This window comes from Erythrobacter sp. R86502, from assembly GCF_042466465.1.
In the GTDB taxonomy this organism is placed as follows: domain Bacteria; phylum Pseudomonadota; class Alphaproteobacteria; order Sphingomonadales; family Sphingomonadaceae; genus Erythrobacter.
Genome location: NZ_JAXHCJ010000001.1, coordinates 1,465,069 through 1,490,847 on the forward strand (window position 1 = coordinate 1,465,069; position 25,779 = coordinate 1,490,847).

General features: G+C 62.3%; 24 protein-coding genes. 14 read left to right on the forward strand and 10 right to left on the reverse strand.

The genetic code is table 11. From position 1 onward, the window contains the following. The first annotated feature begins 5 nt into the window (after window positions 1-5). From SJY33_RS07050 to SJY33_RS07065, 4 genes are all read left to right on the forward strand, one after another. The gene (locus SJY33_RS07050; protein ID WP_379921923.1) at window positions 6-389 is read left to right on the forward strand and encodes a response regulator; all 384 of its coding nucleotides are present in this window, start codon (window positions 6-8) and stop codon (window positions 387-389) included. Between the two features lie 25 nt (window positions 390-414). Further along, complete coding sequence (locus SJY33_RS07055; RefSeq protein WP_379921924.1) at window positions 415-855, forward strand: chemotaxis protein CheW; 441 nt, start codon at window positions 415-417, stop codon at window positions 853-855. A gap of 2 nt (window positions 856-857) precedes the next feature. After that, window positions 858-1,148, forward strand: coding sequence for a hypothetical protein (locus SJY33_RS07060; protein ID WP_379921925.1), 291 nt, complete (start codon window positions 858-860; stop codon window positions 1,146-1,148). Window positions 1,149-1,263: 115 nt separating this feature from the next. Next, window positions 1,264-2,715, forward strand: a complete 1,452-nt coding sequence (locus SJY33_RS07065) for a globin-coupled sensor protein (RefSeq protein ID WP_379921926.1) — start codon at window positions 1,264-1,266, stop codon at window positions 2,713-2,715. Window positions 2,716-2,742: 27 nt separating this feature from the next. On the opposite strand, the gene SJY33_RS07070 is transcribed toward SJY33_RS07065, so the two are convergent. Then, on the reverse strand, window positions 2,743-4,158 hold the full coding sequence (locus tag SJY33_RS07070; RefSeq protein ID WP_379921927.1) for a M28 family peptidase: 1,416 nt from the start codon (window positions 4,156-4,158) through the stop codon (window positions 2,743-2,745). Window positions 4,159-4,278: 120 nt separating this feature from the next. Between SJY33_RS07070 and ettA the strand changes: the two genes are divergently transcribed. Continuing rightward, window positions 4,279-5,952, forward strand: coding sequence for an energy-dependent translational throttle protein EttA (ettA, locus tag SJY33_RS07075; RefSeq protein WP_379921928.1), 1,674 nt, complete (start codon window positions 4,279-4,281; stop codon window positions 5,950-5,952). A 94-nt stretch (window positions 5,953-6,046) separates the two neighbouring features. Continuing rightward, a complete protein-coding gene (locus SJY33_RS07080; protein WP_379921929.1) occupies window positions 6,047-6,712 on the forward strand; it encodes a diguanylate cyclase domain-containing protein in 666 nt (221 codons plus the stop codon). A gap of 13 nt (window positions 6,713-6,725) precedes the next feature. Here the strand turns inward: SJY33_RS07080 and SJY33_RS07085 are convergent, their stop codons facing one another. Beyond that, a complete protein-coding gene (locus tag SJY33_RS07085; protein WP_379921930.1) occupies window positions 6,726-7,364 on the reverse strand; it encodes a pyridoxamine 5'-phosphate oxidase family protein in 639 nt (212 codons plus the stop codon). 122 nt (window positions 7,365-7,486) lie between these two features. On the opposite strand from SJY33_RS07085, the gene SJY33_RS07090 reads away from it, so the two are divergent. After that, complete coding sequence (locus SJY33_RS07090) at window positions 7,487-8,554, forward strand: RcnB family protein (protein WP_379921931.1); 1,068 nt, start codon at window positions 7,487-7,489, stop codon at window positions 8,552-8,554. 54 nt (window positions 8,555-8,608) lie between these two features. Further along, the gene (locus SJY33_RS07095; RefSeq protein ID WP_379921932.1) at window positions 8,609-9,322 is read left to right on the forward strand and encodes a prolyl hydroxylase family protein; all 714 of its coding nucleotides are present in this window, start codon (window positions 8,609-8,611) and stop codon (window positions 9,320-9,322) included. A gap of 4 nt (window positions 9,323-9,326) precedes the next feature. Here SJY33_RS07095 and SJY33_RS07100 read toward each other — a convergent pair whose 3' ends face one another. Continuing rightward, on the reverse strand, window positions 9,327-10,943 hold the full coding sequence (locus tag SJY33_RS07100; RefSeq protein WP_379921933.1) for a lysine--tRNA ligase: 1,617 nt from the start codon (window positions 10,941-10,943) through the stop codon (window positions 9,327-9,329). Between the two features lie 204 nt (window positions 10,944-11,147). Here SJY33_RS07100 and SJY33_RS07105 point away from each other — a divergent pair, with 204 nt between their 5' ends. Then, window positions 11,148-13,775, forward strand: a complete 2,628-nt coding sequence (locus tag SJY33_RS07105) for an ATP-dependent DNA helicase (RefSeq protein ID WP_379923539.1) — start codon at window positions 11,148-11,150, stop codon at window positions 13,773-13,775. Then, window positions 13,772-14,311 (forward strand): SixA phosphatase family protein, encoded by a 540-nt coding sequence (locus tag SJY33_RS07110; RefSeq protein ID WP_379921934.1) that lies wholly within the window; start codon window positions 13,772-13,774, stop codon window positions 14,309-14,311. The genes SJY33_RS07105 and SJY33_RS07110 overlap by 4 nt, the downstream gene beginning before the upstream one ends. 15 nt (window positions 14,312-14,326) lie before the next feature. Here SJY33_RS07110 and SJY33_RS07115 read toward each other — a convergent pair whose 3' ends face one another. Together SJY33_RS07115 and ubiA are read right to left on the reverse strand one after the other, a co-directional pair. After that, entirely contained in the window at window positions 14,327-14,956 is a 630-nt protein-coding gene (locus SJY33_RS07115; RefSeq protein WP_379921935.1) for an SOS response-associated peptidase, read from the reverse strand. Beyond that, window positions 14,956-15,882 (reverse strand): 4-hydroxybenzoate octaprenyltransferase, encoded by a 927-nt coding sequence (gene ubiA, locus SJY33_RS07120; RefSeq protein WP_379921936.1) that lies wholly within the window; start codon window positions 15,880-15,882, stop codon window positions 14,956-14,958. The genes SJY33_RS07115 and ubiA overlap by 1 nt, the downstream gene beginning before the upstream one ends. Window positions 15,883-15,920: 38 nt before the next feature. Here ubiA and SJY33_RS07125 point away from each other — a divergent pair, with 38 nt between their 5' ends. From SJY33_RS07125 to SJY33_RS07135, 3 genes are all read left to right on the forward strand, one after another. After that, window positions 15,921-16,679 carry a 16S rRNA (uracil(1498)-N(3))-methyltransferase gene (locus tag SJY33_RS07125; RefSeq protein ID WP_379921937.1) on the forward strand — a complete coding sequence of 253 codons (759 nt, stop codon included), beginning with the start codon at window positions 15,921-15,923 and terminating at the stop codon, window positions 16,677-16,679. Between the two features lie 86 nt (window positions 16,680-16,765). Further along, window positions 16,766-18,136, forward strand: a complete 1,371-nt coding sequence (locus SJY33_RS07130) for a glutamate--cysteine ligase (protein ID WP_379921938.1) — start codon at window positions 16,766-16,768, stop codon at window positions 18,134-18,136. A 15-nt stretch (window positions 18,137-18,151) separates the two neighbouring features. Next, entirely contained in the window at window positions 18,152-18,454 is a 303-nt protein-coding gene (locus tag SJY33_RS07135; protein WP_379921939.1) for a putative quinol monooxygenase, read from the forward strand. Window positions 18,455-18,456: 2 nt separating this feature from the next. Here SJY33_RS07135 and SJY33_RS07140 read toward each other — a convergent pair whose 3' ends face one another. The 5 genes from SJY33_RS07140 to SJY33_RS07160 form a co-directional block, all read right to left on the reverse strand. After that, on the reverse strand, window positions 18,457-19,881 hold the full coding sequence (locus SJY33_RS07140; protein ID WP_379921940.1) for a methyltransferase family protein: 1,425 nt from the start codon (window positions 19,879-19,881) through the stop codon (window positions 18,457-18,459). A gap of 36 nt (window positions 19,882-19,917) precedes the next feature. Then, window positions 19,918-21,264: a PQQ-binding-like beta-propeller repeat protein gene (locus tag SJY33_RS07145; RefSeq protein WP_379921941.1), complete on the reverse strand. Its 1,347-nt coding sequence runs from the start codon at window positions 21,262-21,264 to the stop codon at window positions 19,918-19,920. A 25-nt stretch (window positions 21,265-21,289) separates the two neighbouring features. Next, a complete protein-coding gene (locus SJY33_RS07150) occupies window positions 21,290-22,081 on the reverse strand; it encodes a tetratricopeptide repeat protein (protein ID WP_379921943.1) in 792 nt (263 codons plus the stop codon). A 165-nt stretch (window positions 22,082-22,246) separates the two neighbouring features. Further along, window positions 22,247-23,389, reverse strand: coding sequence for a glycosyltransferase (locus SJY33_RS07155; RefSeq protein ID WP_379923540.1), 1,143 nt, complete (start codon window positions 23,387-23,389; stop codon window positions 22,247-22,249). Window positions 23,390-23,406: 17 nt separating this feature from the next. Then, window positions 23,407-24,273, reverse strand: a complete 867-nt coding sequence (locus SJY33_RS07160; protein ID WP_379921944.1) for an alpha/beta fold hydrolase — start codon at window positions 24,271-24,273, stop codon at window positions 23,407-23,409. Window positions 24,274-24,346: 73 nt separating this feature from the next. Here SJY33_RS07160 and SJY33_RS07165 point away from each other — a divergent pair, with 73 nt between their 5' ends. Next, window positions 24,347-25,774, forward strand: coding sequence for a protein adenylyltransferase SelO family protein (locus SJY33_RS07165; protein WP_379923541.1), 1,428 nt, complete (start codon window positions 24,347-24,349; stop codon window positions 25,772-25,774). Window positions 25,775-25,779 lie beyond the last annotated feature (5 nt).

Sequence of the window (25,779 nt, forward strand, 5' to 3'; positions counted from 1 at the left end):
ACATCATGGAAGCCAGCAATTCCGCCTTTATCCGTGTCCTCACGGTTGATGACAGCGCCAGCATGCGCGCACTTTTGCGCGGCGCTTTGACATCACGCGGGTTCAATGTCGAACAATGCGAAGACGGTCAGGAAGCGCTCGAATGGCTCGCCTCGAACGAGGTCGACGTCATCATTACCGATATCAACATGCCGCGCCTCGACGGATTTGGTCTGATCGAAAAGCTTCGCACCAGCGCGCTTCATGCCGAACGCCCTATTCTGGTGCTGACCACTGAAAGTTCAGACGAAAAGAAACAGCGCGCCCGCAACGCCGGGGCGACCGGCTGGATCGTCAAACCTTTCGACGCTGAAAAACTCACCGCGGCGCTGCGCCGCGTCATCCACTGACCCTGCCGCCCGAGGAACCTGCCAGATGCGACACGAACTCATCACTTTCGGTATCGCCAACCAGCGCTTCGGCATCGATATCATGACCGTTCGCGAGATCCGCGCCTGGTCGCCCGTCACCCGCCTGCCACGGGTGCCCGATTATGTCGCCGGCGTGGTCAATCTGCGGGGCGCGGTCCTGCCGGTCATCGACCTGGCGGCCCGGCTTGGCTGGACGCCGACCGAAGCCACGCCGCGCAACCCCATCATCGTGATCGAATATAGAGGCCAGATGCGCGGATTGATCGTGCATGACGTGGCAGACATCGTTTCGATTGAAGCTGGCACACTGCAACAGCCCGATGCGATGGGGCATGAAAGCATCACGCATTTTCTCGAAGGCATCGCGCCGCTGGGGGATGACATGGTGATGGTACTCGATCTGGCGCGGCTGATGTCTGATGAACCTATCGAACTGGCAGCGTGATCATGAACCAATCGCTTCACGAATTCGGCGCTCCCCATTCCGCAGCGCTGCTGGCTGGCATTGCGGCGCGGTTGGCCAGACTTGCGGACCAAGCCGAAGACTTCGGCATCGTGCTGTGCAATGATGCAGAGGTGTCGGGACGCTATCTGATGCAATTGCAGCAGATTGACCGACTTGCGCAATCACTGCGCGAAATGGGTATCGTGCTGTCAGCCAAAGACCCTGAAGCCGCCGTAGCCGCCATTCGCCTTGGCGAACTGCGCCTAGCGTTGGAGAAGGTCGATGCCGCCTGAGCGCGCCTGCAACGCAACCTGATCTCCGGCGCCCCGACAAGCCACGCTTGCAGCGACATCCGAATTGCAATCCCCCTTGCGGCCAATCGCCGCCGTCATGTCCAGGAGCACTACAATGTCTGCCGAGAAGTTAAAGGAGCGTCTCGACTACTATGGCCTTGCCGAGATCGACACTGCCACATTGAACGGGGTCAGCCGCGCGCTGGAACGGCAACTCGATACCGCGCTTGATGACTTTTACCGCGTCATTGCGCAGCGCCGCGAGCTTTCGGCGCATTTCGATAATCCGCAGCAAATGGCCCGCGCCAAGGCGATGCAGGCCGAACACTGGCAAGCGGTCTTTCGCGATGGCGTGGATGACCGGTTCTATCAACGCGCAACACGGATCGGCAACGTTCATGCCCGCATCGGGCTTGAACCCAAATGGTATGTGGGCGCCTATGGACTGGTGCTGGATGAACTGATCACCGCGATCATCGCGCCCGGTTGGCAGCGCTGGCTTCCCTGGCGAAAGGCAAAAGCGCGGCATGTGTCGACATTGGTCAAGATCGCGCTGCTTGATATCGATCTGGCGCTGACCGGCTATTTCCAGAATTCGGAAGAAAAGGTGCGCGCCATCGTCAGCGACAAGATGGGCACCGGGCTGCGGCAGGTATCCACGGGTGATTTGACTGTGCGACTGGATGGTTTCCCGGCGGAATACCGGCAAGTCGAGGTGGATTTCAATTCGGCCTTCACGATCCTGTGCCAGACATTGGGCAATCTGATGGCCGGGATGCAATCGATGACCAGCGGGGCCACCGAAATACGGTCGGCCGCCGATGATCTGTCTCGCAGAACCGAAGAACAGGCCGCAAATCTCGAAGAAACCGCCAGCGCCATCACGGCCATCAATTCAAGCGTGCAGGAAAGTGCTGCAACCAGTGCCAGCGCCCGCAAAACCATCACGGAAACGACCACGCGGGCGCAAGGCGGCGCCGAAATCGTGACAGAAGCGGTCGGCGCGATGCAGCAGATCGAAAGTTCGTCAAAGGAAATCACATCGATCATCGCGGTGATCGAATCGATATCTTTCCAGACCAATCTCCTCGCGCTCAATGCCGGGGTCGAAGCTGCCCGGGCGGGTGAGGCAGGCAAGGGGTTTGCCGTTGTCGCCAATGAAGTGCGGGCATTGGCCCAGCGATGCGCCGACGCCGCAGACGAGGTCAAGGCACTGATCTCGGCAAGTTCGGTTCAGGTCAGCCGCGGGGTCGATCTGGTCGGGCGCAGCGGCGAGGCTTTTGCCGCGATCACCCGCGATGTCAGCCAACTTTCAGGTGCGATCCAGCTTATCGCCGATTCCGCTGCAACGCAGGCGGAGAACCTGTCGCAGATCAACGCCGTGGTCGGCGAACTTGACCGATCGACCCAGCAGAACGCTGCCATGGCGGAAGAATGCACCGCCGCTGCCACGTCGCTGACCCGTGAAGCCAGCATCCTTAACGAAGCACTTGCCAATTTCTCGGTCGGTCAGCTTGGGCAAGCCAGCCGCTCGCCCATCGATCTGCGGTTCAGCCACGCGGCCTGACGCGGCACCTGACAGGTACGGCTGTCCCTATTGGCGCTGCATGATCGCAGGCGCCGACGGGATCGGCCCGCCGGTCAGGATCGATTGGCTTTCATTGGCAAGAATGCCCACCACCTGCGTCCAGACAGCAACGTTCTGACGCAGTTGGGCAATGTCGATCTTGTCGAGCGTGTCATCGGGCGTGTGGTGGAGATCGAAATAGCGCGTGCCGTCCTGCTGAAGATCGATCAGCGCCCCTTTCTGATCGCGCACAATGTTAAGATCCGCGCCGCCCGTTGCAGCATCGCTTCCCACCGAAACACCGAAGCGCGCCACCGCTGCGGCGATTTTCTTGTGCAACATTGGATTGGTTTCGCTGAAATTGCTGTCGAAACGCCAGATGCGGTCCGCGCCAAAATCGCTTTCGAGGCCCGCCGCGATGGGTTCGTCGATATGGGCCTTGCTGTAAGCGGCGCTGCCCCACAGCCCGGTTTCCTCGGCGCCCGCCATCAGCACACGGATGGTGCGCAGCGGCTGTCCGGTTTCCACCACATTAAGCGCGGCCGCGGCGATAATCCCGCAACCCGCGCCGTCGTCGAATGCGCCGGGCGCATTCCACCAGCTGTCGATATGACAGGCAATAAGCACCGGCGGGAGCATCGGATTGCGTCCGCGGATTTCGCCCACCACGTTGCCGCTTTGCGTCTGACCGATCTGGCGAGGATTCATCTCCAGTTTCAGCATGATCGGCCTGCCCGCAGCACGCGCAAACATCCGTTCGAGATTTTCGGCATCAGGCAGGCTTAGCGCGCCTGCGGGGATCGCTGCCACGCCTGCAGGAAAGCTGGTGCCACCGGTGTGCGGGTTGCGATGATGGTCCGTACCCACCGATTTGATCACCACGCCAACTGCGCCCTTGCTCGCCGCGAGTCCCGGGCCAACCCAGCGTGCGGGCCCAGCAAAGCCATAATGCGATCCATCCTGCGCAGGACGCATCTGGTGACTGATATAGGCGATCTTGCCCGCAAGGCTTCCTTCAGGCGCAGCACGCAGATCATCAACCGTGCGGAAAAACACCACCTCACCTTCGATCCCAGCCGGAGGCGTGGCGGCGGAATTGCCAAGGGGGAGAACCACAAGATCCTGCGCAAAAGGTGCCGTGACCCGCGCGCGCGCGACGTCGCCGGGCACCCAGGTATTCATCATGAAAGGCTCATCAACGACATTGGCAAAGCCCTTGTCTTTCAGCCATTGAACCGCCCATGCGCGCCCGCGGGCCTCGGCCTCGGTTCCGGCCTGCCGCGGACCGACTTCGGTTGTCAGTCCTTCGACGAACCGGAACGCATTGTCGTCCGCGGCAAGCGCCTGATCAGCGCGCTGTTCCAGTGTCGGCGGCGGCGGCGGTGCGGCAGCGGCGGGCATGGCAAGCGAAAGTGCGACAAGCGCGGTCAGGGTGCGGTTCATAGCCAGCGTTGCTATCCGGGCCCCGGTCACAAGTCTAGCCGCTTGCCCTCAGCCATCCCCTTCCCTATCTGCGCACCCAAACATCCGACCCTATTCTACGATCCTCGAAGGACACATCCGATGGCCGCGCAATACGCCTATGTCATGAAGGGCATGACCAAGAGCTTCCCCGGTGCCCAGAAGCCGGTGCTCAGCAATATCTCGCTGCAATTCTATCAGGGCGCAAAGATCGGCATCGTCGGCCCCAATGGCGCGGGCAAATCGACCCTGATCAAGATCATGGCCGGGATCGACAAGGATTACACGGGCGAGGCGTGGGCGGGTGAAAACATCACCGTCGGCTATCTTGAACAGGAGCCGGAGCTGGACAACAGCAAGACCGTGCTGGAAAACGTCAAGGATGGCGCGCGCGGGATTGCGGACATGGTGGACCGCTTCAACGAAATCAGCGCGCTGATGTGCGAACCCGATGCCGATTTCGAAACCTTGGGCGCAGAGATGGGCGAACTGCAGGACAAGATCGACGCGGTCGATGGCTGGACGCTCGACAACCAGCTGGAAGTCGCGATGGAAGCATTGCGCTGCCCGCCGGGCGACTGGCCGGTAGAAAGCCTGTCAGGGGGTGAAAAGCGCCGCGTGGCACTGACCCGGCTGCTGATCCAGAAGCCTTCGATCCTGCTGCTGGACGAACCCACCAACCACCTTGACGCAGAATTGGTGCAGTGGTTGGAAAACCACCTGAAGGAATACGCGGGTGCGGTGCTGATGATCACCCACGATCGTTATTTCCTTGATAACGTGGTCGAATGGATTCTCGAACTCGATCGCGGATCGTACTATCCCTATGAAGGCAACTATTCGACCTACCTCGAAAAGAAGGCCAAGCGGCTGGAGCAGGAAAGCCGCGAGGAATCCGGCAAGACCAAGGCGCTGCAACGCGAACTGGAATGGATTCGGCAGACGCCTGCTGCGCGCCAGACCAAATCCAAGGCACGCGTGCGCAAGTTCGAAGAATTGCAGAACAGTCAGGAAAACCGCCAGATTGGCAAGGCGCAGATTGTCATTCAGGTGCCAGAACGCCTTGGCGGCAAGGTGATCGAAGCCAAGAACCTGACCAAGGCTTACGGCGACAAGCTACTGTTTGAAAACCTGTCCTTCATGCTGCCGCCGGGCGGTATCGTCGGGATCATCGGCCCCAATGGCGCGGGCAAGTCCACGTTGTTCAGGATCATTACCGGGCAGGAACAGCCCGATAGCGGCTCGATTGAAATCGGCAGCACGGTTCACCTTGGTTACGTTGACCAGAGCCGCGATCATCTGAACCCCGCCAACAACGTGTGGCAGGAAATTTCCGATGGTCTTGATTACATGACCGTCAACAAGCAGGAAACGTCGACCCGCGCTTACGTTGGAGCGTTCAACTTCAAGGGTGCGGACCAGCAGAAGAATGTCGGCAAGCTATCGGGTGGTGAACGCAACCGCGTGCACATGGCCAAGATGCTGAAGCAAGGCGGCAACGTTCTGCTGCTTGACGAGCCGACTAATGATCTGGATGTCGAAACGCTTGCCGCACTTGAAGATGCGATCGAAAACTTCGCCGGGTGCGCTGTGGTCATCAGCCATGACCGCTTCTTCCTCGACCGTCTCGCCACCCACATCCTTGCTTTCGAAGGCAATAGCCATGTCGAATGGTTTGAAGGCAACTTCGAAGCATACGAAGAAGACAAGCGGCGCCGACTTGGTGATGCAGCGGATCGTCCGACCCGTCTCGCCTACAAAAAGCTGACACGTTGATAACAGGGTCACGCCGGGTCTTTACTGCGCCTTAATTATAACTACGCCATTGCCCCTAAAGACAACATAAGTTGGATTTGGGGGTAACAGGGGCATGGTCACAGGAATCGAAGTGCCATTCGAAATGGCAATGGTGCTGGCCGCTGCCTGCGCGGCTGCGGGCGCGTGGGCGGGGCAAAGCTATGCGCGTTGCAGGCTTGACCCAAGGCGCGGTCCTTTGCGCGGCCTGATGAACCCGGCGGCGTTGTCGCAAGCCGTCGACCTTGCCATTCGCCGTGATGCGCTGCGACAGGGGTCGCACGCGGTGCTTCAAGGCCGCTTTAATCAAAGGGCGGCGTGTCATTCGACCACGAATGATGACATCAGCGATGACGTGCGCCAGCATGTCGCCGCGGTAATGCGCGCCGGGCTGCGACAAGGCGACCGCGTGACTCTGGATTCGCGGGGCACGAACGGCGACCGCTTCACCGTCCGTGTCGATGGCGCTGACGAGCGTTCGGCGGTGCGTATCGCTGCACGTTTGCGCCGCAGACTGACCCGCCTTCGCATGCCGCAATCCGGTAGCGACACACGGTTCTCCGCCAGTTTTGGTGTGGCGGCGGGCCGCTTTGGCGGCAACGATGCCGCGCTTGACCGCAGGGCTCGCCAGGCGCTGAAAGCTGCATTGGCGAAGGGACAAGACTACACCGTACCCGCCAGCGAGATCGAAGAGGTGCTGCTGTTGCCCGCGCCGGCCCTTCCGTCGGAATCGGCGGCCTAGGAATTCGGCCTGGTCAGGGAGACACCCATTGGCCCGCCCATTTCCCTGTGTCCGATTTCGCAAACTGTGCGCGAACATGGCCGGTATGGGCCAGATATAGCCAGTCAAACGATGTCAGCGCGATCTTGAGTAAAGCAAAGTTTTCGCGCGCGGGCACCAGCTGATCGTCATCCGGTTCGATGCCTTCAAACGCAGCAGGCAGGCCAGAGGTAGGGATGTCTGACACCGCACCCGGCCCTTCTCCCAGATAGCATCGCCGCGCAAAATTGGTGCTGGCCGCCCATGCAGTATCCACTTCGGGGCCGCCGCGCAGGATAGCGCCGTTGCCACGTGCGCGGATCTGGATCTTGGCGCCTTTGTCATAGAACAGCACGGCAAGGCGGGAATCGGCATCGACGACTTGCGCCTTGGGCGCCCGCGCATCGGTATGGAAGCGCAACGCCCAGTTCTCGCCATCGAATGCGCGCAGCACCATCACGCGGGCATCGACATCGCCCGTCACCACAACCGGCGCATGCATCGGCGATTTGCGGTCGCGTGGTGCGCGAATGAACCTGTTGCGGCAATCGGCCAGTACATTATCAAGCGTTTCAAACATCGAAAAATCCTCAGCTTCCGCGACACCGCTCAGGCGATGCGACAAACTATTCATCTTTTTGTCGCTTTTTATGAATATCGGCAGGTCGGTTCATCCCTGCGACAGTCTGCATGGCCTATTCGGTGGCTTCTCAACAAGCCGCTTGTGGTGGGCTGGCGTATCTGGAGGCACTTACCATGATGAACCTCTTTGCAAAAAGCGGATCGCTGGCGGCGCTCGCTGTCTCGCTCGCTTTTGCCACCACGGCCCTTCCTGCCGCCGCGCAGGATAACGGTGCGCGCGCCCAGGCTCGCGCCGAACGGCAGATACAGCGTGCTGAAAACCGGGGCGGTGCAGCCCGCGCCCAGATGCAGCGTGCCACACGCAATGAAGCGCCGCGTCCTCCGCGCGCTGTTATCCAACGGGCCGAACGTGGTCAGGCTGCAAATCGTATCGATCGCCGCAGCGAAGCGCGGGCTAATCAGGTGGATCCGCGTGCGGAACGCCGCGCCGCCTATATCGACCGGCGTTCCGAACAGCTTGCCAATCGTGTCGAACGGCGCGGCGATGTGCGCGCCGATCGCTTAGACCAGCGTGGGCGCGATGCTGCGGCCGTGCGGGTTGATCGCCGCAGTGAAAACCGCGCCATTCAGATTGAACGCCGCGGTGATCGCCGGGCTGATCGGGTTGAGCAACGTGGTGATCGCCGGGCCAACCAGATTGAAAATCGCGGCGATCGCCGGGCTAATCGGGTCGATGATCGCGGAAATGGCCGCGGCGGCGTGTTCACCGGTCAGGTCGCCGAAATCAATCGCGATCTGCGACGGGCCCAGGGTGTCGAATCACGCCGCAATGACTGGCGTGCAGCCCGCAGGGACGATCGCCGCAACTGGCGGTCGGATGACTGGCGCCGCAGCTGGAACGGCCGTCCCGGTTGGGACAACCGTGATTTCCGACGGTGGAACAACGGATGGCGCAACGACCGCCGGTATAGCTGGCATGACTATCGGCGGAGCAACCACTTCGTATTCCGTCCCGGTCCCTACTACGCACCCTTCCGGGCGCATCGTTACAGCCGTTTGCAGTCAGGCTTCTTCCTCGACAGCGTGTTCTTCCAGCCGCGGTTCTTCCTGAACGATCCCTGGCAGTACCGCTTGCCGCCGGTGTATGGTCCTTATCAGTGGATTAGGTATTACGACGATGTCGTTTTGGTCGACATCTATACCGGCGAAGTGGTTGACGTGATCAACGACTTCTTCTGGTAGGTCTTCGCCAGATATGAGAAAGCCCCGTCGGACATAACCGGCGGGGCTTTTTTCATGTGCTTCGGACACTTGGACGATGGCAGGCGGGTTGCTACCTTCACGTTGATGCGGACACCGTCACCCGATCAGGATGCACTGGCCCGTCTGGGCGCGCATGTTCGCGCGCGGATGGCAGACAATCCTGCCATCGCCAGGTTGTGCGACCGGCCTCTTGAACTATTTGCGATGGCAGACTTCCTTTCGCACAGCGAATGCACGCGCCTGCGCGACATGATCGATGCAACGGCCCAGCCATCGGCCTTGCATGAAGTCGATTATGCGAGCGGGTTTCGCACGTCCTATTCGGCTGATATCGACCCCGGCGAACCGCTGGTGGCGGCCATTTCTGCGCGGATCGACGCCCTGCTTGGCGTGGACGCCGCCATTGGTGAGCCGGTTCAAGGCCAGCGTTACCATCCCGGTCAGCAATTCAAACCGCATAACGACTGGTTCTACGTGACCGAAGGTTACTGGCCGCAGGAAGAGGCACGCGGCGGGCAACGCAGTTGGACGGCGATGGCCTATCTCAACACCGTGGAGGCAGGGGGCCGGACCGCGTTTACCGAACTTGGAATCGAAATTACGCCTGCACCCGGCGTCCTGCTGGTATGGAACAATGCCCTGCCCGATGGCCACCCCAACGAAGCGACGCTGCACGCCGGGTTGCCAGTAGAACGCGGCGTGAAATACATCATCACCAAATGGTATCGCACCCGCGAGTGGTGGTGACCGTTCAGGCTTTGGCAAGCGCCTCGGCAATCAGGGCGCGGGTCGGGGCGATACCGTAGAGCGCGATAAAGCTGCCCATGCGCGGGCCCTGTTCGCTGCCAAGCAGGGTTTCATACAGCGCCTTGAACCAGTTCCGCAGGTTATCGAAACCAAATTCGGGCTGCTTGCCGATTTCGTAGACGATGGTCTGCAAGTCTTCTGCACTGATGGCCGGATCGGCGTCGGCCAAGGCTGCATCAAGCGCTTGCAAGGCCCCAACTTCGCCCCCCGAAGGCGCACGCTTGGCGAGCGTCGGGGCGACAAAATCGCGGTTGTAGGCCAGCGCCTTGTCCACCAACGCATCCAGCGCCGGATGCGCGGCCGGATCGGCGTTGGTGACGTAATTGCCAAGGTACGACCACACCGCCTCACGCGTTGCGCCTACGCCCAGCACGCCTACGAGGTTCAGTAACAAGCTGAAGGGCACCGGCAAGGTATCGCCTGATCCCGGAGCATTGGCCCCGGCATGGCTTTCATTGGCGCGCAGCAGGTGCCACACCGGGTTGCCCAGCTGCTTGTCAAGTTCCTGCCCCGGCAGGGCGGCGCGGAACTGCCAGTAATCGTCAACCGCCTTGGGGATCACGCCGCCATGCAACTGCTTGGCGCTACGCGGATTGGCGAAGATGTAATAGCCAAGGCTTTCTTCGCTGCCGTATTGCAGCCAGTCTTCAATCGAAAGGCCATTGCCCTTCGACTTGGAAATCTTCTCACCCTCGCCGTCCAGAAACAGCTCGTAGATCAGCCCTTCGGGCTTGTGGCCACCCAGCACGCGGGCGATCTTGCCCGATTGGATGCCGCTGTCCGTCAAATCCTTGCCGTACATTTCATAGTCCACGCCCAGTGCGACCCAGCGCATCGCCCAATCGACCTTCCACTGGCACTTGGCCATGCCGCCCAGCGCCGATTGTTCAACGATAGCGCCATCTTCGTCGGTGAACCGGATCAGTCCCGCTTCTGCGTCCACCACCTCGATCGGCACCTGAAGCACCGCGCCGGTTGTGGGCGACACAGGCATGACCGGCGAATAGGTCTGGCGGCGCTCCTCCCCCAGCGTGGGCAGCATGATATCGAGGATCGCTTGAAAATTCGACAGTACGCCTTTCAGCGCCGTGTCGAACTTGCCGCCATTGTAGCATTCCGATGAACTGACAAATTCGTATTCAAAACCAAAGCGATCCAGAAAATCGCGCAACATTGCGTTGTTGTGCGCTGCGAAGCTTTCGAACTTTTCGAACGGATCGGGAATACGCGACAGGGGCTTGCCTAGATGCTGTGCCAGCATGTCGCGATTGGGCACATTGTCAGGAACCTTACGCAGCCCATCCATGTCATCAGAAAACGCCACCAGCCGCGTCGGTGCGCCGCCGGTCAGGGCTTCATAGGCGCGGCGGACAAGCGTGGTACGCAAGACTTCCTGAAAGGTGCCGATATGCGGCAACCCTGAAGGACCATATCCGGTTTCGAACAGCACCCCGCCCGGCTTGCCTTTGGGCATGCGCTTGGCAAGACGCTGCGCCTCCTGAAATGGCCAGGCCTTTGAGGATTGCGCTGCGGCGATGAGTGTTTCGGGCGTGATGGTCATAGCACCTGCGCTATTAGGGATGGCGGACAGGCATGCAAGCGTGCGTTTACAAGTGCGCCCCCCTCCCCCATCTATCACGGCGTGACGACCCCCCCGCCTCTGCCCGAACCGCTCCTGCTCCCCGCGCTCCACGCCAGCCACGGGGGGCATTGGTTGCGCGAAGGAACCGGCCGCACCAGCGCCGTGTCCAAAGGCGATGCCATCATGGCCGCCGCCGATACGCCTGTTCTGATCCTGAACGCACCTTTGGTGGCGACCCGGCTGGGCTATCCCGATCTTTCGGGTTTGGATCTGCTGGAAGCGTTCGCTTTCATCCATCCGGCGCGTTTCTGCGTGCCAACCCCGCGCGGACTGGCCGAAGCGCTGGGGCTCCCCGTGCCGGAAACCGATGCCGACGTACCGGAAATGCTTCAACGCGCAGGCGGCGCATTGATTGCGACCTGCAAGGACCCCGCATGGCCCGAACGTGAAGGCGCATGGAGCGCCGTGCAATCGCTTGAACGGCTGCGTTGGCCCTGGGCACAGGTGCTGCGCCCTCACATCGCCAAACCGGAAAAGGCCGAACGGTGGCTGTTTGCCAAATTGCCTGAATGGGAAGAAACAGGTGAACGGCCCGCGCCGCGTCAGGTGACGTTGCCACCCCCGGCGGTTGAAACACAGCTGGCGAGGTTGACGGGCGAAGGCTCCGAACAACGCGATGGCCAGCGCGCCTATGCCAAGGATGCCGCCCGCATCTTCGCACCGCGCATCCGCGAAGGCCGCCCGCATCTGGCGCTGGCGCAGGCGGGAACGGGCATCGGCAAGACGCTGGGCTATCTGGCCCCGGCATCGCTATGGGCGGAGCAATCGGGCGGAACGGTGTGGGTATCGACTTTCACCAAGAACCTGCAACGCCAGCTACGCGCCGAAAGCCGCCGGGCGTGGCCCGCGAAACGCGCCGACGGTTCGCCCCCGGTTGTTGTGCGCAAGGGGCGGGAAAACTATCTGTGCCTGCTCAACCTGGAAGATGCGCTGCAAGGCGGCTTTGCGGGCCGCGCAGCGATCCTTGCGCAGTTGGTGGCGCGCTGGGGCGCGTATACCCGCGATGGTGACATGGTGGGCGGGGATCTGCCCGGCTGGCTGGGCACACTTTTCCGGAAGCGCGGGATCGCGGCCCTGACCGATCAGCGCGGCGAATGTATCTATGCCGGCTGTCCGCACTATCGCAAATGCTTCATCGAACGCGCCGCCAGAGACAGCGCGCAGGCCGATCTGGTGATTGCCAATCATGCGCTTGTCATGATCAACGCGGCCCGCGCGCGCGATCCGAACCAGCGTCCCACGCGCCTGATCTTCGATGAAGGCCATCACGTTTTCGACGCTGCCGATTCGACCTTTGCCGCCACGCTAAGCGGGCAGGAAACCATCGAACTGCGACGCTGGATCATCGGTCCGGAACGCGAAGCGCGCGGGCGCAGGCGGGGTCTGGCGGCACGGCTGGCCGATATCGCCAGTTACGACGAACAAGGCGCCGAAGCGATCGCCGCAGCCTGCAAGGCGGGCCAACTGCTCCCCAGTGAAGGTTGGCTGCAGCGGCTCGGTGAAAACGCCCCGTTCGGCCCCGTTGAAGCCCTGCTCGCAGCGGTACGCATCGCAACCTATGCACGCGACGAAAGCGGCGGGATCGATGCAGGCTACGGTATCGAAACCGAGGCTGCGGGCTTGCCGGGCGAAGTGATCGAAGCCGCGGGCGCCGCCGCCGAAGCGCTTGCCAGTATTCGCGTCCCGCTGATCCGGCTTGGAGGACGGCTTGAAGCAATTCTGGCCGAACCGCCCGACTGGCTCGACGCGCAAGGCCGGGCGCGGATTGAAGGCGCGCGGTTTTCACTGACGTGGCGGATCGATCTGATTGCCGCCTGGGAAGCGCTGCTGGCACGGCTTGGCGGCCCGGCAGACCCCGATTTTGTTGATTGGTTTGCGGTTGATCGCTCCGACGCGCGTGAATTCGACGTGGCGATCCATCGCCGTTGGCTCGATCCGATGAAGCCGTTTGCCCGCGTGGTGCTGGAGCCAGCACACGGCGTCATGCTGACAAGTGCCACCTTGACCGATCGTACCACCACCGATGACAAATGGGCCAGCGCGATTGCCCGGTCGGGCGCGGCCCATGTCGCGGTCGATCCGCTGCTGTCCGCCGCAGAAAGCCCGTTCAATTACGCTGCCCGGGCCGAAGTGCTGATTGTGACCGACATCGCCAAAGGCGATCTGCCAGCGCTGGCGGGTGCCTATGCCCGGATCATCGAAGCCAGCGGCGGCGGGGTGCTGGGTCTGTTCACCGCGATCCGTCGGCTGCGCGCGGTGCATGGCAGAATTGCAGACCGGCTCGCGCGGGCGGGCCTGCCTGTCTATGCGCAGCATGTCGATCCGATCGACACAGGAACGCTGGTCGATATCTTCCGCGATGATCCGCGGGCCAGCCTGATCGGCACCGACGCGCTGCGGGACGGGGTGGATGTTCCCGGCCATTCGCTGCGCTGCGTGGTGCTCGAACAGGTGCCGTGGCCTCGCCCAGACATTCTGCACAAGGCGCGGCGGTTGGCGGGCGGCGGATCGGCCTATGATGATCGGATCATCCGGGCCAAGCTGGCGCAGGCTTTTGGCCGCCTGATCCGTTCAAAGGACGATGCCGGTCATTTCATCATGCTTTCGCCCGCCTTCCCCTCTCGCCTGCTCAGCGCGTTTCCTCCCGGCACCCCGGTGCTGCGCATGACACTTGATGAGGCTTTACATCGCGTCGCGGCTGGTGTTGGGGGCGCAGTGTCCTCCCCAGCGCAAGGTGCCCTGCTGCCATGAAGATCCTCGGCCTCCTGCGGCACGCCAAGTCCGATTGGGACGATACCAGCCAGCGCGATTTCGATAGGGGTCTGAATGCGCGGGGACGCAAGGGTGCCGAATTGATCGGCCAGCATATCCGTACCCACGGCATCAAGTGGGACAGGCTGATCGCGAGCCCAGCGGTACGGGTCAAACTGACGCTGGAAAACGCGCTGCCCGATGCAACACCGATCTATGATGAACGGCTTTATCTCGCCAGCTTCGATACGATTGTGGAAACGATCGAATCGCATGCGGGCCACGGGGATGACGAAGCAAAAACGATCCTGATTGCCGGGCATAATCCCGGGCTTCAGGACGTGCTGCTCGAACTGGTCGCGCCGGGTAAGGAAAACGCGCTTTTCAAGGAAGCCGTGGTCAAATTCCCCACCGCTGCCTATGCGGTGCTTGAATGCGACATTGAACGCTGGGCCGATCTCAAGCGTTATTGCGCAGAGCTGGTGCACCTTGCACGGCCCCGCGACCTTGATCCCGAACTGGGCCCGGAAGGCTGACGTCAGCGCCCCGGCTTAAAGAAGTCCGGGTTGGCTTGCCGCACCCTTAGCCCAAGGTTTATCGGTTCGATCGATAACAAGCCGTCCGTGCCATGCCGAACACAGCGCCAAAGCATCGCCAGCGGTGCCTTGTATCCACGCAGCCTGACCTTCGGGCGTAAGCAGAACCGGCATCCGGCTGTGAACCGCCGCCACCTCCGAACCTTCGCTTTCGGTCATGACCATCGCATAGCACGCGCCCCATTCTTCGCTTTCCCGCCATACCCCGGCGGCAGCAAACAATGGCGCATCGGGCAGCGAAAGCCACGTCCGCGTCATCCGGCCTTTTGCGCCTTCGGCCTCGGCCCATGCTGTCAGGGGGATAAGGCAGCGGCGTTCCTCGAAAGAATGGCGCCAGAAGAAGGTCGTCAGCTTGTCGGTGCGGGCGTTGTTGACCGGTTTGGGCTTAAGCGGCTGGCCTTTGGCGCCCTTGCGCACCAACGGAAAGCCCCATGTCATCGGCCGCACCGCGCCGTTCGCCACGACCAGTCCGGGGTAGCCGGGATAGACTTCCGCACCGAAATTCGCGCCCTCTGCTGCTTCGGCGGCGCCGAACCATCCCGCCACCTCGTTCGCGTTTCTGGTCATGCGATACAGGTTGCACATCAGGCGTTGCCAATCACGAAGCACGCCGCTGCCATAAGCGCACCCGCCCACCGGTTCGAACGGAACCGGGCGAGCGGATTGTCGGGATCGTTCGTATCCAGGGTCGCCACCTGCCACAGCAGATGGCCTGCAACCGGCACCAACGTCAACAGCGCTACAGGATCGGGACGGTACAACCAGAAACCCAGCGCCCAAAGCCCCACCGCAGCGGCGTAAAAGACCGCGATCCCTGCTCGCACCTTTGCCCCCATCGCCAGCGCGGACGACCGGATACCGACCATTGCGTCGTCTTCGCGGTCTTGCAGCGCATAGATCGTATCATAGCCGACGACCCAGGCGATGCATCCGGCATAGACCGCAGCCAGCCCATCCCAATTGTCCCAGCGCAGCTGCGTCCAACCGACCAGCAGCCCCCAATTGAACACCATCCCAAGCCACGCCTGCGGCCACCATGTGATGCGCTTCATGAACGGATATGCCGCAACCAGCACCAGGCTGCCCAACGCCACTGCCTGCGCCTGCCAGCGCAGTTGCAGCAGAACCACCAGCCCGATCAGACACAGCGCAAGCAGCCAGCTCCACGCCAGCGTGCGCGATACGCGCCCGCTTGCCACCGGACGCAGCGCGGTGCGCGCCACTTGGCGATCAAGATCGGCATCGACGATGTCGTTGTACACGCACCCGGCCCCGCGCATCGCAATCGCGCCGATCAACAGCCAGCCCAGCAGCGCAGGCTGCACGCCGTCCCATACGCCGCCATCACCCTGCGCACCCGCCAGCCAGACGCCAAACACGCACGGCCAGAACAATAGCCACCACCCGATCGGCCGGTCGAACCGCGCCAACAGCGCAAGGTCGCGCGGAAGCTGCGGCAATCGCGCGACGAGACCCCTGTGCTCGCTATCGGGGACGATCTGATCGGTCATGCTTGCTCCCTAGCGCCGCTCGGGGTTAGTGCAAAGCCATGCCCGCGACGCACCATCCCAAGGTTCCGGCCTGGCCGCCGAAAAGCGCGCCGCGGCTCTTTGTCACAGAGCCGCTTTCCCAAGGCGCGCAAGTGCGGATCGACGGCAATACCGCGCATTATCTTTCCCGCGTCATGCGCGTGTCGCCGGGTGACGCTGTAATCGTGTGCGATAATGTGACCGGCGAATGGGCCGCAAGGGTCAGTGATGTCGGTAAACGTGACGTCGTGCTTGAACTGGCTGAAAAGCTGCGTGACCGTGAAGCCGTTCCCGATCTGTGGCTATGTCCCGCATTGCTCAAGAAAGACCGCTTCGATCTCATACTCGAAAAGGCGACAGAATTGGGCGCGGCGCGGATTGTGCCCGTCATCACGCGGCGGTGCGTGGCGGACAAGCTTAACCTCGATCGCGCCCGCACGATTACGATTGAAGCAGCCGAACAATGCGCCCGCACCGCCCTGCCCGAACTGGCCGATCCGGCAAAGCTGGATGCGGTGCTGAGGGGTTGGCCCGCTGATCGCGCAATCTTTTTTGCTGACGAAAATGGCGGCGATCCTGCGACCGCGGCTTTTCGCGGTCATTCCGGCCCGGCTGCAATCCTGACAGGACCCGAAGGCGGTTTTGACGAAGCCGAACGTGCCGCCATCCGCAGCCATCCCGCCGCCCGCCCAATCAGCCTTGGGCCGCGAATTCTGCGCGGCGAAACCGCAGCAATCGCGGCGCTGGCCGTGTGGATGGCAAGCACGGGCGACTGGTAACTCGCCCCGCACAGGCGCAAACGTGTTTTCGCTTTCCAGCAGCATTTGGGTTTTCTAAGGCAACGGGCCAACAAGGGCACCCTGCGATGAGCACACGCGAAGCTACCTCAGCTGACGATCCGGTGATCGAAAGCCTCGACCAACTCATCGCACCCATGGTCGGCGGCGAAAAGCCGCCCGAACGCTGGCGGATCGGGACCGAGCACGAAAAGCTGGTCTACAAGCGGAGCGATCTCCGCGCCCCATCCTATGACGAACCCTGCGGTATTCGCGATCTGCTGGGCGGGATGGAAAGGTTTGGCTGGCAGCCGGTGGAAGAAGGCGGCAAGGTCATCGCGCTGAAAGGCGACGATGGCGCTGTCAGTCTGGAACCGGCAGGGCAGCTTGAATTGTCAGGCGCGCCCTTGGAAATTCTGCATCAGACCTGCGCCGAAACCGGCCGGCATCTGGAGCAGGTGAAGGCGGTCGGGCAGGAATGCGGGGTCGGCTATCTGGGTCTTGGCATGTGGCCTGACAAAACCCGCGCCGAATTGCCGATCATGCCGAAGGGCCGGTATGACATCATGCTGCGGCACATGCCGCGGGTGGGCACGATGGGCCTCGACATGATGCTGCGGACCTGCACCATCCAGGTGAACCTCGATTACCAGTCCGAAGCGGACATGGTGAAGAAATTCCGCGTGGGTCTGGCGCTGCAACCGCTGGCGACCGCCCTGTTTGCCAATTCGCCATTCACCGAAGGCAAGCCGAATGGCTTCCTGTCCTATCGTTCGCACATTTGGTCAGACACCGATCCGCACCGCACCGGAATGCTGCCATTCGTGTTCGAGGACGGCTTCGGCTATGAACGCTGGGCCCGTTACATGCTTGATGTGCCGATGTATTTCGTTTTCCGTGACGGGCGATACATTGACGCGGCCGGCCTCAGCTTCCGCGATTTTCTCGACGGTAAGCTATCGGTTCTGCCGGGCGAACGGCCCACGCAAAGCGATTGGTGGGATCACCTTTCCACCGCCTTTCCGGAAGTGCGGCTGAAAAGCTTCCTCGAAATGCGCGGTGCCGATGGCGGCCCGTGGAACCGCATCTGCGCCCTGCCCGCCTTTTGGGTCGGGCTGCTGTATGATCAGGGCGCGCTCGATGCGGCGTGGAATCTGGTCAAGGGCTGGTCGATGGAGGAGCGCGAACGCTTGCGCAATGAAGTGCCCCGCCTTGCGCTCGCCACCCGTTCGCCCGATGGCGGGACCTTGCAGGATCTGGGGCGCGAGGTGCTGAAGATCGCGCATTCCGGTCTTAAGGCGCGCGCGCGGCTTAATGCCAGCGGCGACAATGAAACCGGCTATCTCGAAACGCTCGACGAAATCGTGGCGAGCGGCAAGGTGCCCGCCCAGCGTCTGCTCGATGCCTATCATGGCGAATGGAACGGCGACATCACCCGCGTCTACGAACAATCCTTCTGAGATGGAGATGACATCATGTTGATCGTCCTGGCAAAAGCGCACGTGGGCAAAGACGCGCTCGAACCTGCACGGGCCGCAATCGCTGATATGGTTGCCGCCTCCAATGCCGAAGATGGCTGCATCGCCTATGCTTTCACGCAGGACGTTCTGGATCCCGGTGTGTTGCATATTGTCGAAAAATGGCAGGATGACGCGGCGCTAGCCGCGCATTTTGCCACGCCGCACATGGCGTCTTTCAGTGCGGCGATCGCAGATCTGGATTTCACGATCAGCGAAGCAATGAAGTTCCACACAGACGCCGGGGCGCCGTTGATGTGATGCTATTCCGCGGGGACAGCCTGCGGGTTGCCGCCTTGCGCTGCGCGGGTTCCTGAAACGAGCCGCGCCAGCCGGGCCAGTGGCGCCGTAATCAGACCATGGCGGTCCATCCACGCGTGGTAGGCGCCATATTTGGGGTCTTCGGCCAGAAGATGCGCTTCTTCGGTACGGGCACGCCAATAATAGATGCCGTTGACGATCAGCAGGCAAACGCTGTTGCGGATGGCATCGGCGGTTGATCCGCTGGTGACGAGAAACGGCAGCACCGAAGCCCACCAGAACAGGTTCTTCGACAGATAGGCCGGGTGGCGCGTGAACCGGTACGGCCCATTGGTCAGCACGCCGCGGTAGGTGAGATTGGAAAATCGGATGCCGAATGCCACCGTTGCCCAGGCGTAAACGCCTGTCAGCATCACCAGCACCGCGCCCCACAGCCACAGCAGTTCATTACGACCCGACAACCAATGCGCCCAGCCGGGTGTGCCGATTTCATAGCTCAGCACCTGATTGCCTGGCCCGATGATCCCCCACACAAACGGCGGGTAACACAGCAAGGCTGCCAGCCAGCCTGCAAGCAGCGGATTGCCCGAACGGATATGCGAATCCAGCGGGCGCAGGGTCAAAAGGTATCCCACGGTGCCGATCTGCACGTCGATCACGAACAACAGCGTCACCAGAAACATGATGAAAGCGACCGGATTGCCAAGCAGTTGCGCAGGATCGGCTTCGACGATCTGCGCGAACCCGGGCGGCAGGATCGAAATCATGAACGCGCCAAAGAAGCCCTTGATCGCCCAGCTGCGCCAATGCTTCGCCAGCTCTGCCCGGTCCCATTGATCGCGTCCCACGATCCCTGCGCCAAGGACGAAGGCGCCGAACTGAAGGCTGCTGTCGCGCGGCTCGACCAGAAATCGATCAAGCCAGATGACATAGGGAACCGATAGCACCACCAGCGGGATGATCGCGGCGCTCAGCACTTCCATTGCGAACAGGTAATTGCCCGTCCAATACCAGCGCGCCAGCGCATAGAATGTCGCCAGAATGGCCCATGTCGCCCACAATCCGCACAGTTTCACGACCGAAATCGGTAGAACTTCCGCAAGGGGACGCGACAGGTGCCAGTCTATTCCGGTTGACGGGCGCCGGTGCACCTTGTCGATCAACACCGACCAAAGCGTCATTGGAACCGCGATGAAAGCCATGGCAGCAAGGGCCGCGTAAGGCCCGGACAGCACGCCGCGTTCGCCCGAAAGTCCGCCACCCAGCCCCAGGACACCGGCAATTTCGGGATAGGACCGGCACACAGCGATCCAGATCAGCAGTCCCGCCAGCCCGACCAGTCCCACACCTGCCGAAACGTCGCTTGCGGGGCGGCGCAGCGGCGGCGGCGGGGATGGGATCGCAAAGGGGGAAGACGGCGCATTCATACCAGCGCCGCCTTACCGGATAAGGGTTAACAGGCCTTACTTCCAGGCGTGGACCGTTCCTGCATCGTCCATGACATACAACATGCCGTCTGCAACCACAGGCGGCAGGCTGACGGGTTCGCCGATATTGGCGAACAGCGCCGCCGAACCTTCGCCGGCGCTGACTTTCCACATCTCACCGCGCGAACTGGCGACCCACAGGTGGCCGCCCGCCAGAACCGGGCCGGTCCAGAAGATCGGGCCCTTCTTGTCTTCTTCATCGCGGTAACGCTGCAACTGGGTGATCCACCGCACCCGGCCGGACGACCGGGCAATCGCCAGCAGTCGCGCATCATCGGTAAGGGTGAAGATCCATTCGCCCGCGATTGCCGGGGTCGAGATACCCGCGAGGTTCAGTTCCCAGATCCGCTGGCCCGTCACCAGTTCATAGGCAGCCATGCGGCCGCCCTGCCCGAGCGCATAGACGCGGCCCGAATTGATGATCGGATCGGCGTCGATATCGGTAATCGTGCCCACCGTGGTCGAAATGTTCGTCCGGGCCAGCGCGTCGGTCCACAAGGTGCGGCCATTTTCATACCGATAGGCCGACAACTCGCCGCTGGAATAGCCTGCAACGATGCTGCCTTGCCCTGCGGCAGGCGCAGCGACGCCGAACACGCCCGATTGGGTGTTCGATCCCGATTCGTCCCACATCAGCGAACCATCATTGATGTTCAGCGACAGGATCTGGTTGTCCTGCGTCATCACGAAAAGCTGCCCGAAGGCAATCGTGGGCGAACCGCGCAGGGGCCCGGCAGGCTTGACGTTCCATAGAACTTCACCGGTATCGGCATTCAACGCTTTGACATCGCCGACGCCGTTGGTGGCATAGACCTTGCCGCCTTCGAAGCTGACCCCGCCGCCAAATGCGGACGGCGCCTGATCCTTGGTCATGTCACCTTCGCCGCTGGACCAAAGCCGGGCGCCTGTGGCCTTGTCAAAGGCCGTGATGACGCCGTCGGTCCCGGCGGCAAACAACTTGTTTCCGCCAATCACAGGTGCAGCGGCCAGACGCATCCGGTTGGTTGATCCGGCAACCTGCGCCGACCAGACTTTGCCGGGGTTTTCCGCCAGGGCAAGGTGGCCGTAAGATTTGCTGGCCGAACCGCCAGCCTGCGCCCATTCTGGATTGCTGCGCATGGGCGGCAGAACCACCGAAATGCCAGCAAGCGCAGGGTCAACTTCCGCCCCGCTTTCAATCCGCGACAGGATCGGTGTTCGATTGCCCACCGTCGGCGTGGCCTTGTCTTCGCCGCCGCCAAACAGCCCGCCCTTGCAACCGGCAAGGCTCGCCGCGGCGAGGCCGGCCAACAGGGCAGCACGTGCAATTTTCATATCCGTCATTCCCGTTCGTCCTAGACTTCGATTCTTATTCGGCAGCACCAGCAGACGGACCATCGCTGGCGGGCGAATCATTGCTGACGCCCTGATCTTTCAGCAGCTGGTCCACATCCACAATTGCATCCACACCCAGCAGGCCCGCCATCTGGCGTGCGCGGCTGCGTAGCGATTCGGGCAGATCATCGGCCTTGGCGATATCGGCAAACAGCTTGCCCGCCTTGGCCCGGTCGCCTGCTTCGAGATGGGCCATCGCCACCAGTTCACCCGCAGAGCCGAACAGTGCATTGTCCGGCGTCGCAAGCGGGCCAAGCTGCGCGATGACATCGGCCGGCTTCATGGTGTCAAAGCCAAGGCTGACGTCGCGCACGCGGGCCAGATCCCGCAGCGCGGGCGGTGTTTCAGTGTCTGCGACAAGCGCCTTATAAAGGTCGGCTGCCTTGGCGGTGTTGCCTTCTTCAAGCGCGGCCTGCGCCTGAATGAACCGTGCCGCAGCACGGGCACCGGGGGATGCGTCACCCGTCAGCAGCGGCGCTACCTTTTCGGCGGCTGTCTTGAAATCGCGCTGATCGGCGTAATCCAGCGCCGACACCAGCGTTTCCGACTGCGTCTCAAGCGCGGATTCGGCGTAGTGATCCCACACCAGATAGGCTGCCAAAGCAGCCAGACCGAGAAGGATCGCGCCTAGCACCTTGGCCCCGTGATCGCGCATGAAGCTGTACAGCGCATCTTCGCGCACAGCCTCGTCAATTTCGCGGATGAGAACGTCATCCTCGTGCGAGGGGGTGGCGGGGGCCGGAGTGGTGATAGGCGTGCGCGCCATGGGGGGCCTCGTGATCCTGAAAATGTTCATGCGCCGCAGATTGCGGCTGGAAGCGCGCTCTTTAGGCAGGTGCAGCCTGCCGCGCAATGGTGGGGCCGTCCATCCGCGGCAACAGCGTGGACGGGATGGCGGCCGGGGATTGAACGGGAGATGAAGCACATGCGGTCAGAAACTGCGCCCCATCGCGCCGGAATACAGCGCGGTGTAATGCGCCAGCATGGCGGCAAGGTCGAATTGGGATTGCGCCCGTTGGCGGTTCGACGCGCCAATCCGTGTGCGCAGGTCTGCATCCGCAGCAAGCTGCGATATCGTGCGGCCAAGCGCTGCAATATCCAAAGGCGGCGTTACAAGGCTGCGATTGGGTTCGGACAGGATGGCGGCAATATCGCCGACATCCGGCGCGGCGATTGGCAGGCCCGCCGCCATCGCTTCCACCACCGAAAGCGGGAACTGTTCCGACGCCGATGACAGCGCAAAAATATCGAACAGCCCGACAACCCGCGCCGGATCGACAGCGCCGGGAAGATGAACGCGGCTGGCAAGGCCATGCACCTGTGCTGCTGCAAGAATGGCACCGCGTTCGGGCCCCTCTCCGCAAATCACCAGATGCCATTCTGGCGGCAGGGCAGCGCAAGCTGCGACCAGATCGGGCAAGCGTTTGACGGCACGCAATCCTGCCAGCGTGCCCACCCACCGTTGCCCTGCGGGCTTGGCAAAGGGCAATGCGTCAGGCTGCGGAGGGGCGGCAAACACGGCGGTATCAATGCCATTGGCAATCCGCGCCACCCGATCATGCGGTTGCTTCCACACTTGAAGCGCGATCTGTTCAAGACCGGTGGATGGCACGATGACTTGCGCCGCGGTGCCCAGTGCCACGCGGCGGTAGGCATTGCGTACGGGGTTCAGGCGCACGGCCTCATCCTCGTTAAAGCCATCCTCATGATGCACCAACGGCGGCAGCGCATAACGGCGCGCAAACACCCGGTGCGCCATTACGGCATCCATCGCGCCCCAGTTGTAAGTGCAGACAAGATCGAACCCTCGCATCGCCTTGGCCAAGCGCGCGAGCCGAGCGGGCGTTGGCTTGCCTTTCAGCGCGGCAAAATCCGATGGGTATGTGGCAGGAATGTCGGCATCGATCAGCGCGGCGGCGGCCATCGCCTGTGGTTCGGCCGAAACGATGGTATGGTGCAAACGCGCGCCCCACGCATTCATCAGCCGCGCACAGCGCACCTCCTTGCCGCCCGCCGAAAAGGTCGAATGGCAATGGAGGATACGGGGCACGTGTCCAGATACGCTGCGGGACATTGGCCCCGAAGAATGGCTCACTCGGTCCCGTCCAGCAGGGCGTGGATTGCGGCGCGCACTTCGGGTTCGTCAAGAGTGGGGGCGTGGCCCACCCGCGGCACTGTTACCAGGGTCATAGCCGGATTGCGGGCGGCCATTTGCCGGACCGTTTCCGGGCTCAGCAGATCGGACAAGGCCCCGCGAACCACCAGCATGGGCACGCCGCGCAGGGCTTCGAAGGCAAGCCAGAGGTTCCCCGGCGCGGCATTGCCCGGTTTGGCAAAGGGTTCAGCGATGGCCATGTCGTAATCAAAGCTGATCCGGCCATTCTGCGTCACGGTCATGGTGCGCTTTGCCAGGTCGAGCCATTGGTCCAGATCGTAATCGGGAAAGGCCACGCCGTGCGCTTCGGCGAGGCCGCGTGCGGCATGCACCCACGTGGGGTAGCTGCGCCCCTGCCCGACATAACCCGAAATGCGCGACACGCCCGCCGCGTCGACTTCGGGACCGATATCGTTCATCACCAGCGCAACCATGCGGCCGGGCTGCGCTGCGGCCATGATCATCGCCATCAGCCCGCCCATCGATGTGCCGATCACCGCAAAGCGCGTGATCCCCTGTTCGGCGAGCAGTTTTTCCACGTCGCTAACATAGGTGGCAGGCGAATAGGTGTCCGAATCGGGCGCATAATCGCTTTCCCCGCGGCCGCGCATTTCGGGGACGATGACCCGACGCGTGGCGCACAGCGCCTCGGCCAGATCAGCAAAATCACGGGCATTGCGCGTCAGACCATGCAGGCACAGCACAGGCACGCCGGCCGCATCTTCAGGGCCGGGATAATTGCGATAATGCAGATTCAATCCATCGCTGCTGGTCCAGTAGCGATCTTCGTAAGTGGCGGCCATGACCGGCATTATTCCCTTTGATCCAGATGGCGTCCCGCTTGCGCAGGCCCGCGCTTGCGCCCACTATCGCGGGATGAGCAAGCCTGTGCAACACCCGCCTGCAAATCCCGGCACGGCAAGCCCCCCCTATCGTCCCGATCCGGCCATCGCCGTCCTTGCTGATTGGTTGGGCGATTCCGTGGCGGCGGCCGATTTTCCTGAAACGCAACTTCGCTGGCGCAACGATCGCGCCGCAGCAAGCGTGGGCTTGGGCGGCCTGACGGACCCGGAATGGATCGCACATTTCGGGCGGTTCCAGCCGCTGCCCGGCAACCTGCCAAGGCCGCTCGCGCTGCGGTATCACGGGCACCAGTTCCGGGTGTACAACCCGGACATTGGCGACGGGCGCGGGTTTCTGTTTGCGCAGCTGCGCGATGGCAGCGACCGGTTGATGGATCTGGGCACCAAGGGATCGGGCACCACGCCGCACAGCCGGTCGGGCGATGGACGGCTGACATTGAAAGGCGCCGTGCGCGAAATCCTGGCGACCGAAATGCTCGAAGCGCTGGGCGTTCATACCTCCAAGACCTTCAGCGTCATCGAAACGGGCGAAGCCTTGTGGCGCGGCGATGAACCATCGCCCACGCGTTCGGCAGTTATGGTGCGTCTCAGCCATTCGCATATCCGCATCGGCACATTCCAACGCCTGCTTGCGCTGGAGCAGGCAGACGAAATGGCGGCGCTGATCGACTATTGCCTCACCCAGTTCCCCGGCCCGCCCGCTCCAGCCGATGCGCCCGGCCGCGACGAACCGGCGATCCGGCTGATGCACAATGTCGTTGAACGCATGGCTGATCTGGCCGCCAGCTACATGGTTGCAGGTTTCGTCCACGGCGTGCTCAATACCGACAACATGAACGTGACCGGCGAAAGCTTTGATTACGGCCCGTGGCGCTGGCTGCCTGCATGGGAACCGGGCTTTACCGCCGCCTATTTCGACCACGCCGGTCTTTATGCCTTCGGCCGCCAGCCCGAAGCGCTGCACTGGAATTGCGGGCAGCTTGCCGTGGCGCTGCGACTGCATGCCGACACCGCGCCGCTGGTGGCAGCGCTTGAACGGTTCGGGCCGCTATACATGGCAGCGGTAGCGCGGCGGTGGTGCTGGCGGTTGGGGGTTGTGCCGCAGGGTGTGGAGGCTGACACGCAGCTTGTCGCGGCCTGCGAAGCGGCGATGCGTGAAAACCGCGCCCAGCCCGATGCATTCTTCTTTGCGCATCGCGGCGCGCGCGGCGGTGCCACGGGCGCCTTGGGCGAAGCGCTGGCGGCCTATCAACCTGTCGCCGATACGCACCCGTACTGGGAAGACCCTGCCCCTCAGTCCCTGCTGATCGAGGAAGTCGAAGCCATCTGGGATGCGATCGCGCAGGCCGATGACTGGACGCTCCTGCAATCTAAGGTCGCCGCCCTGCGCCGTATGGGCGCTGCACACGGCGCCGCCCCTAAGCCTGCGGGACACGCGTAGTGCCT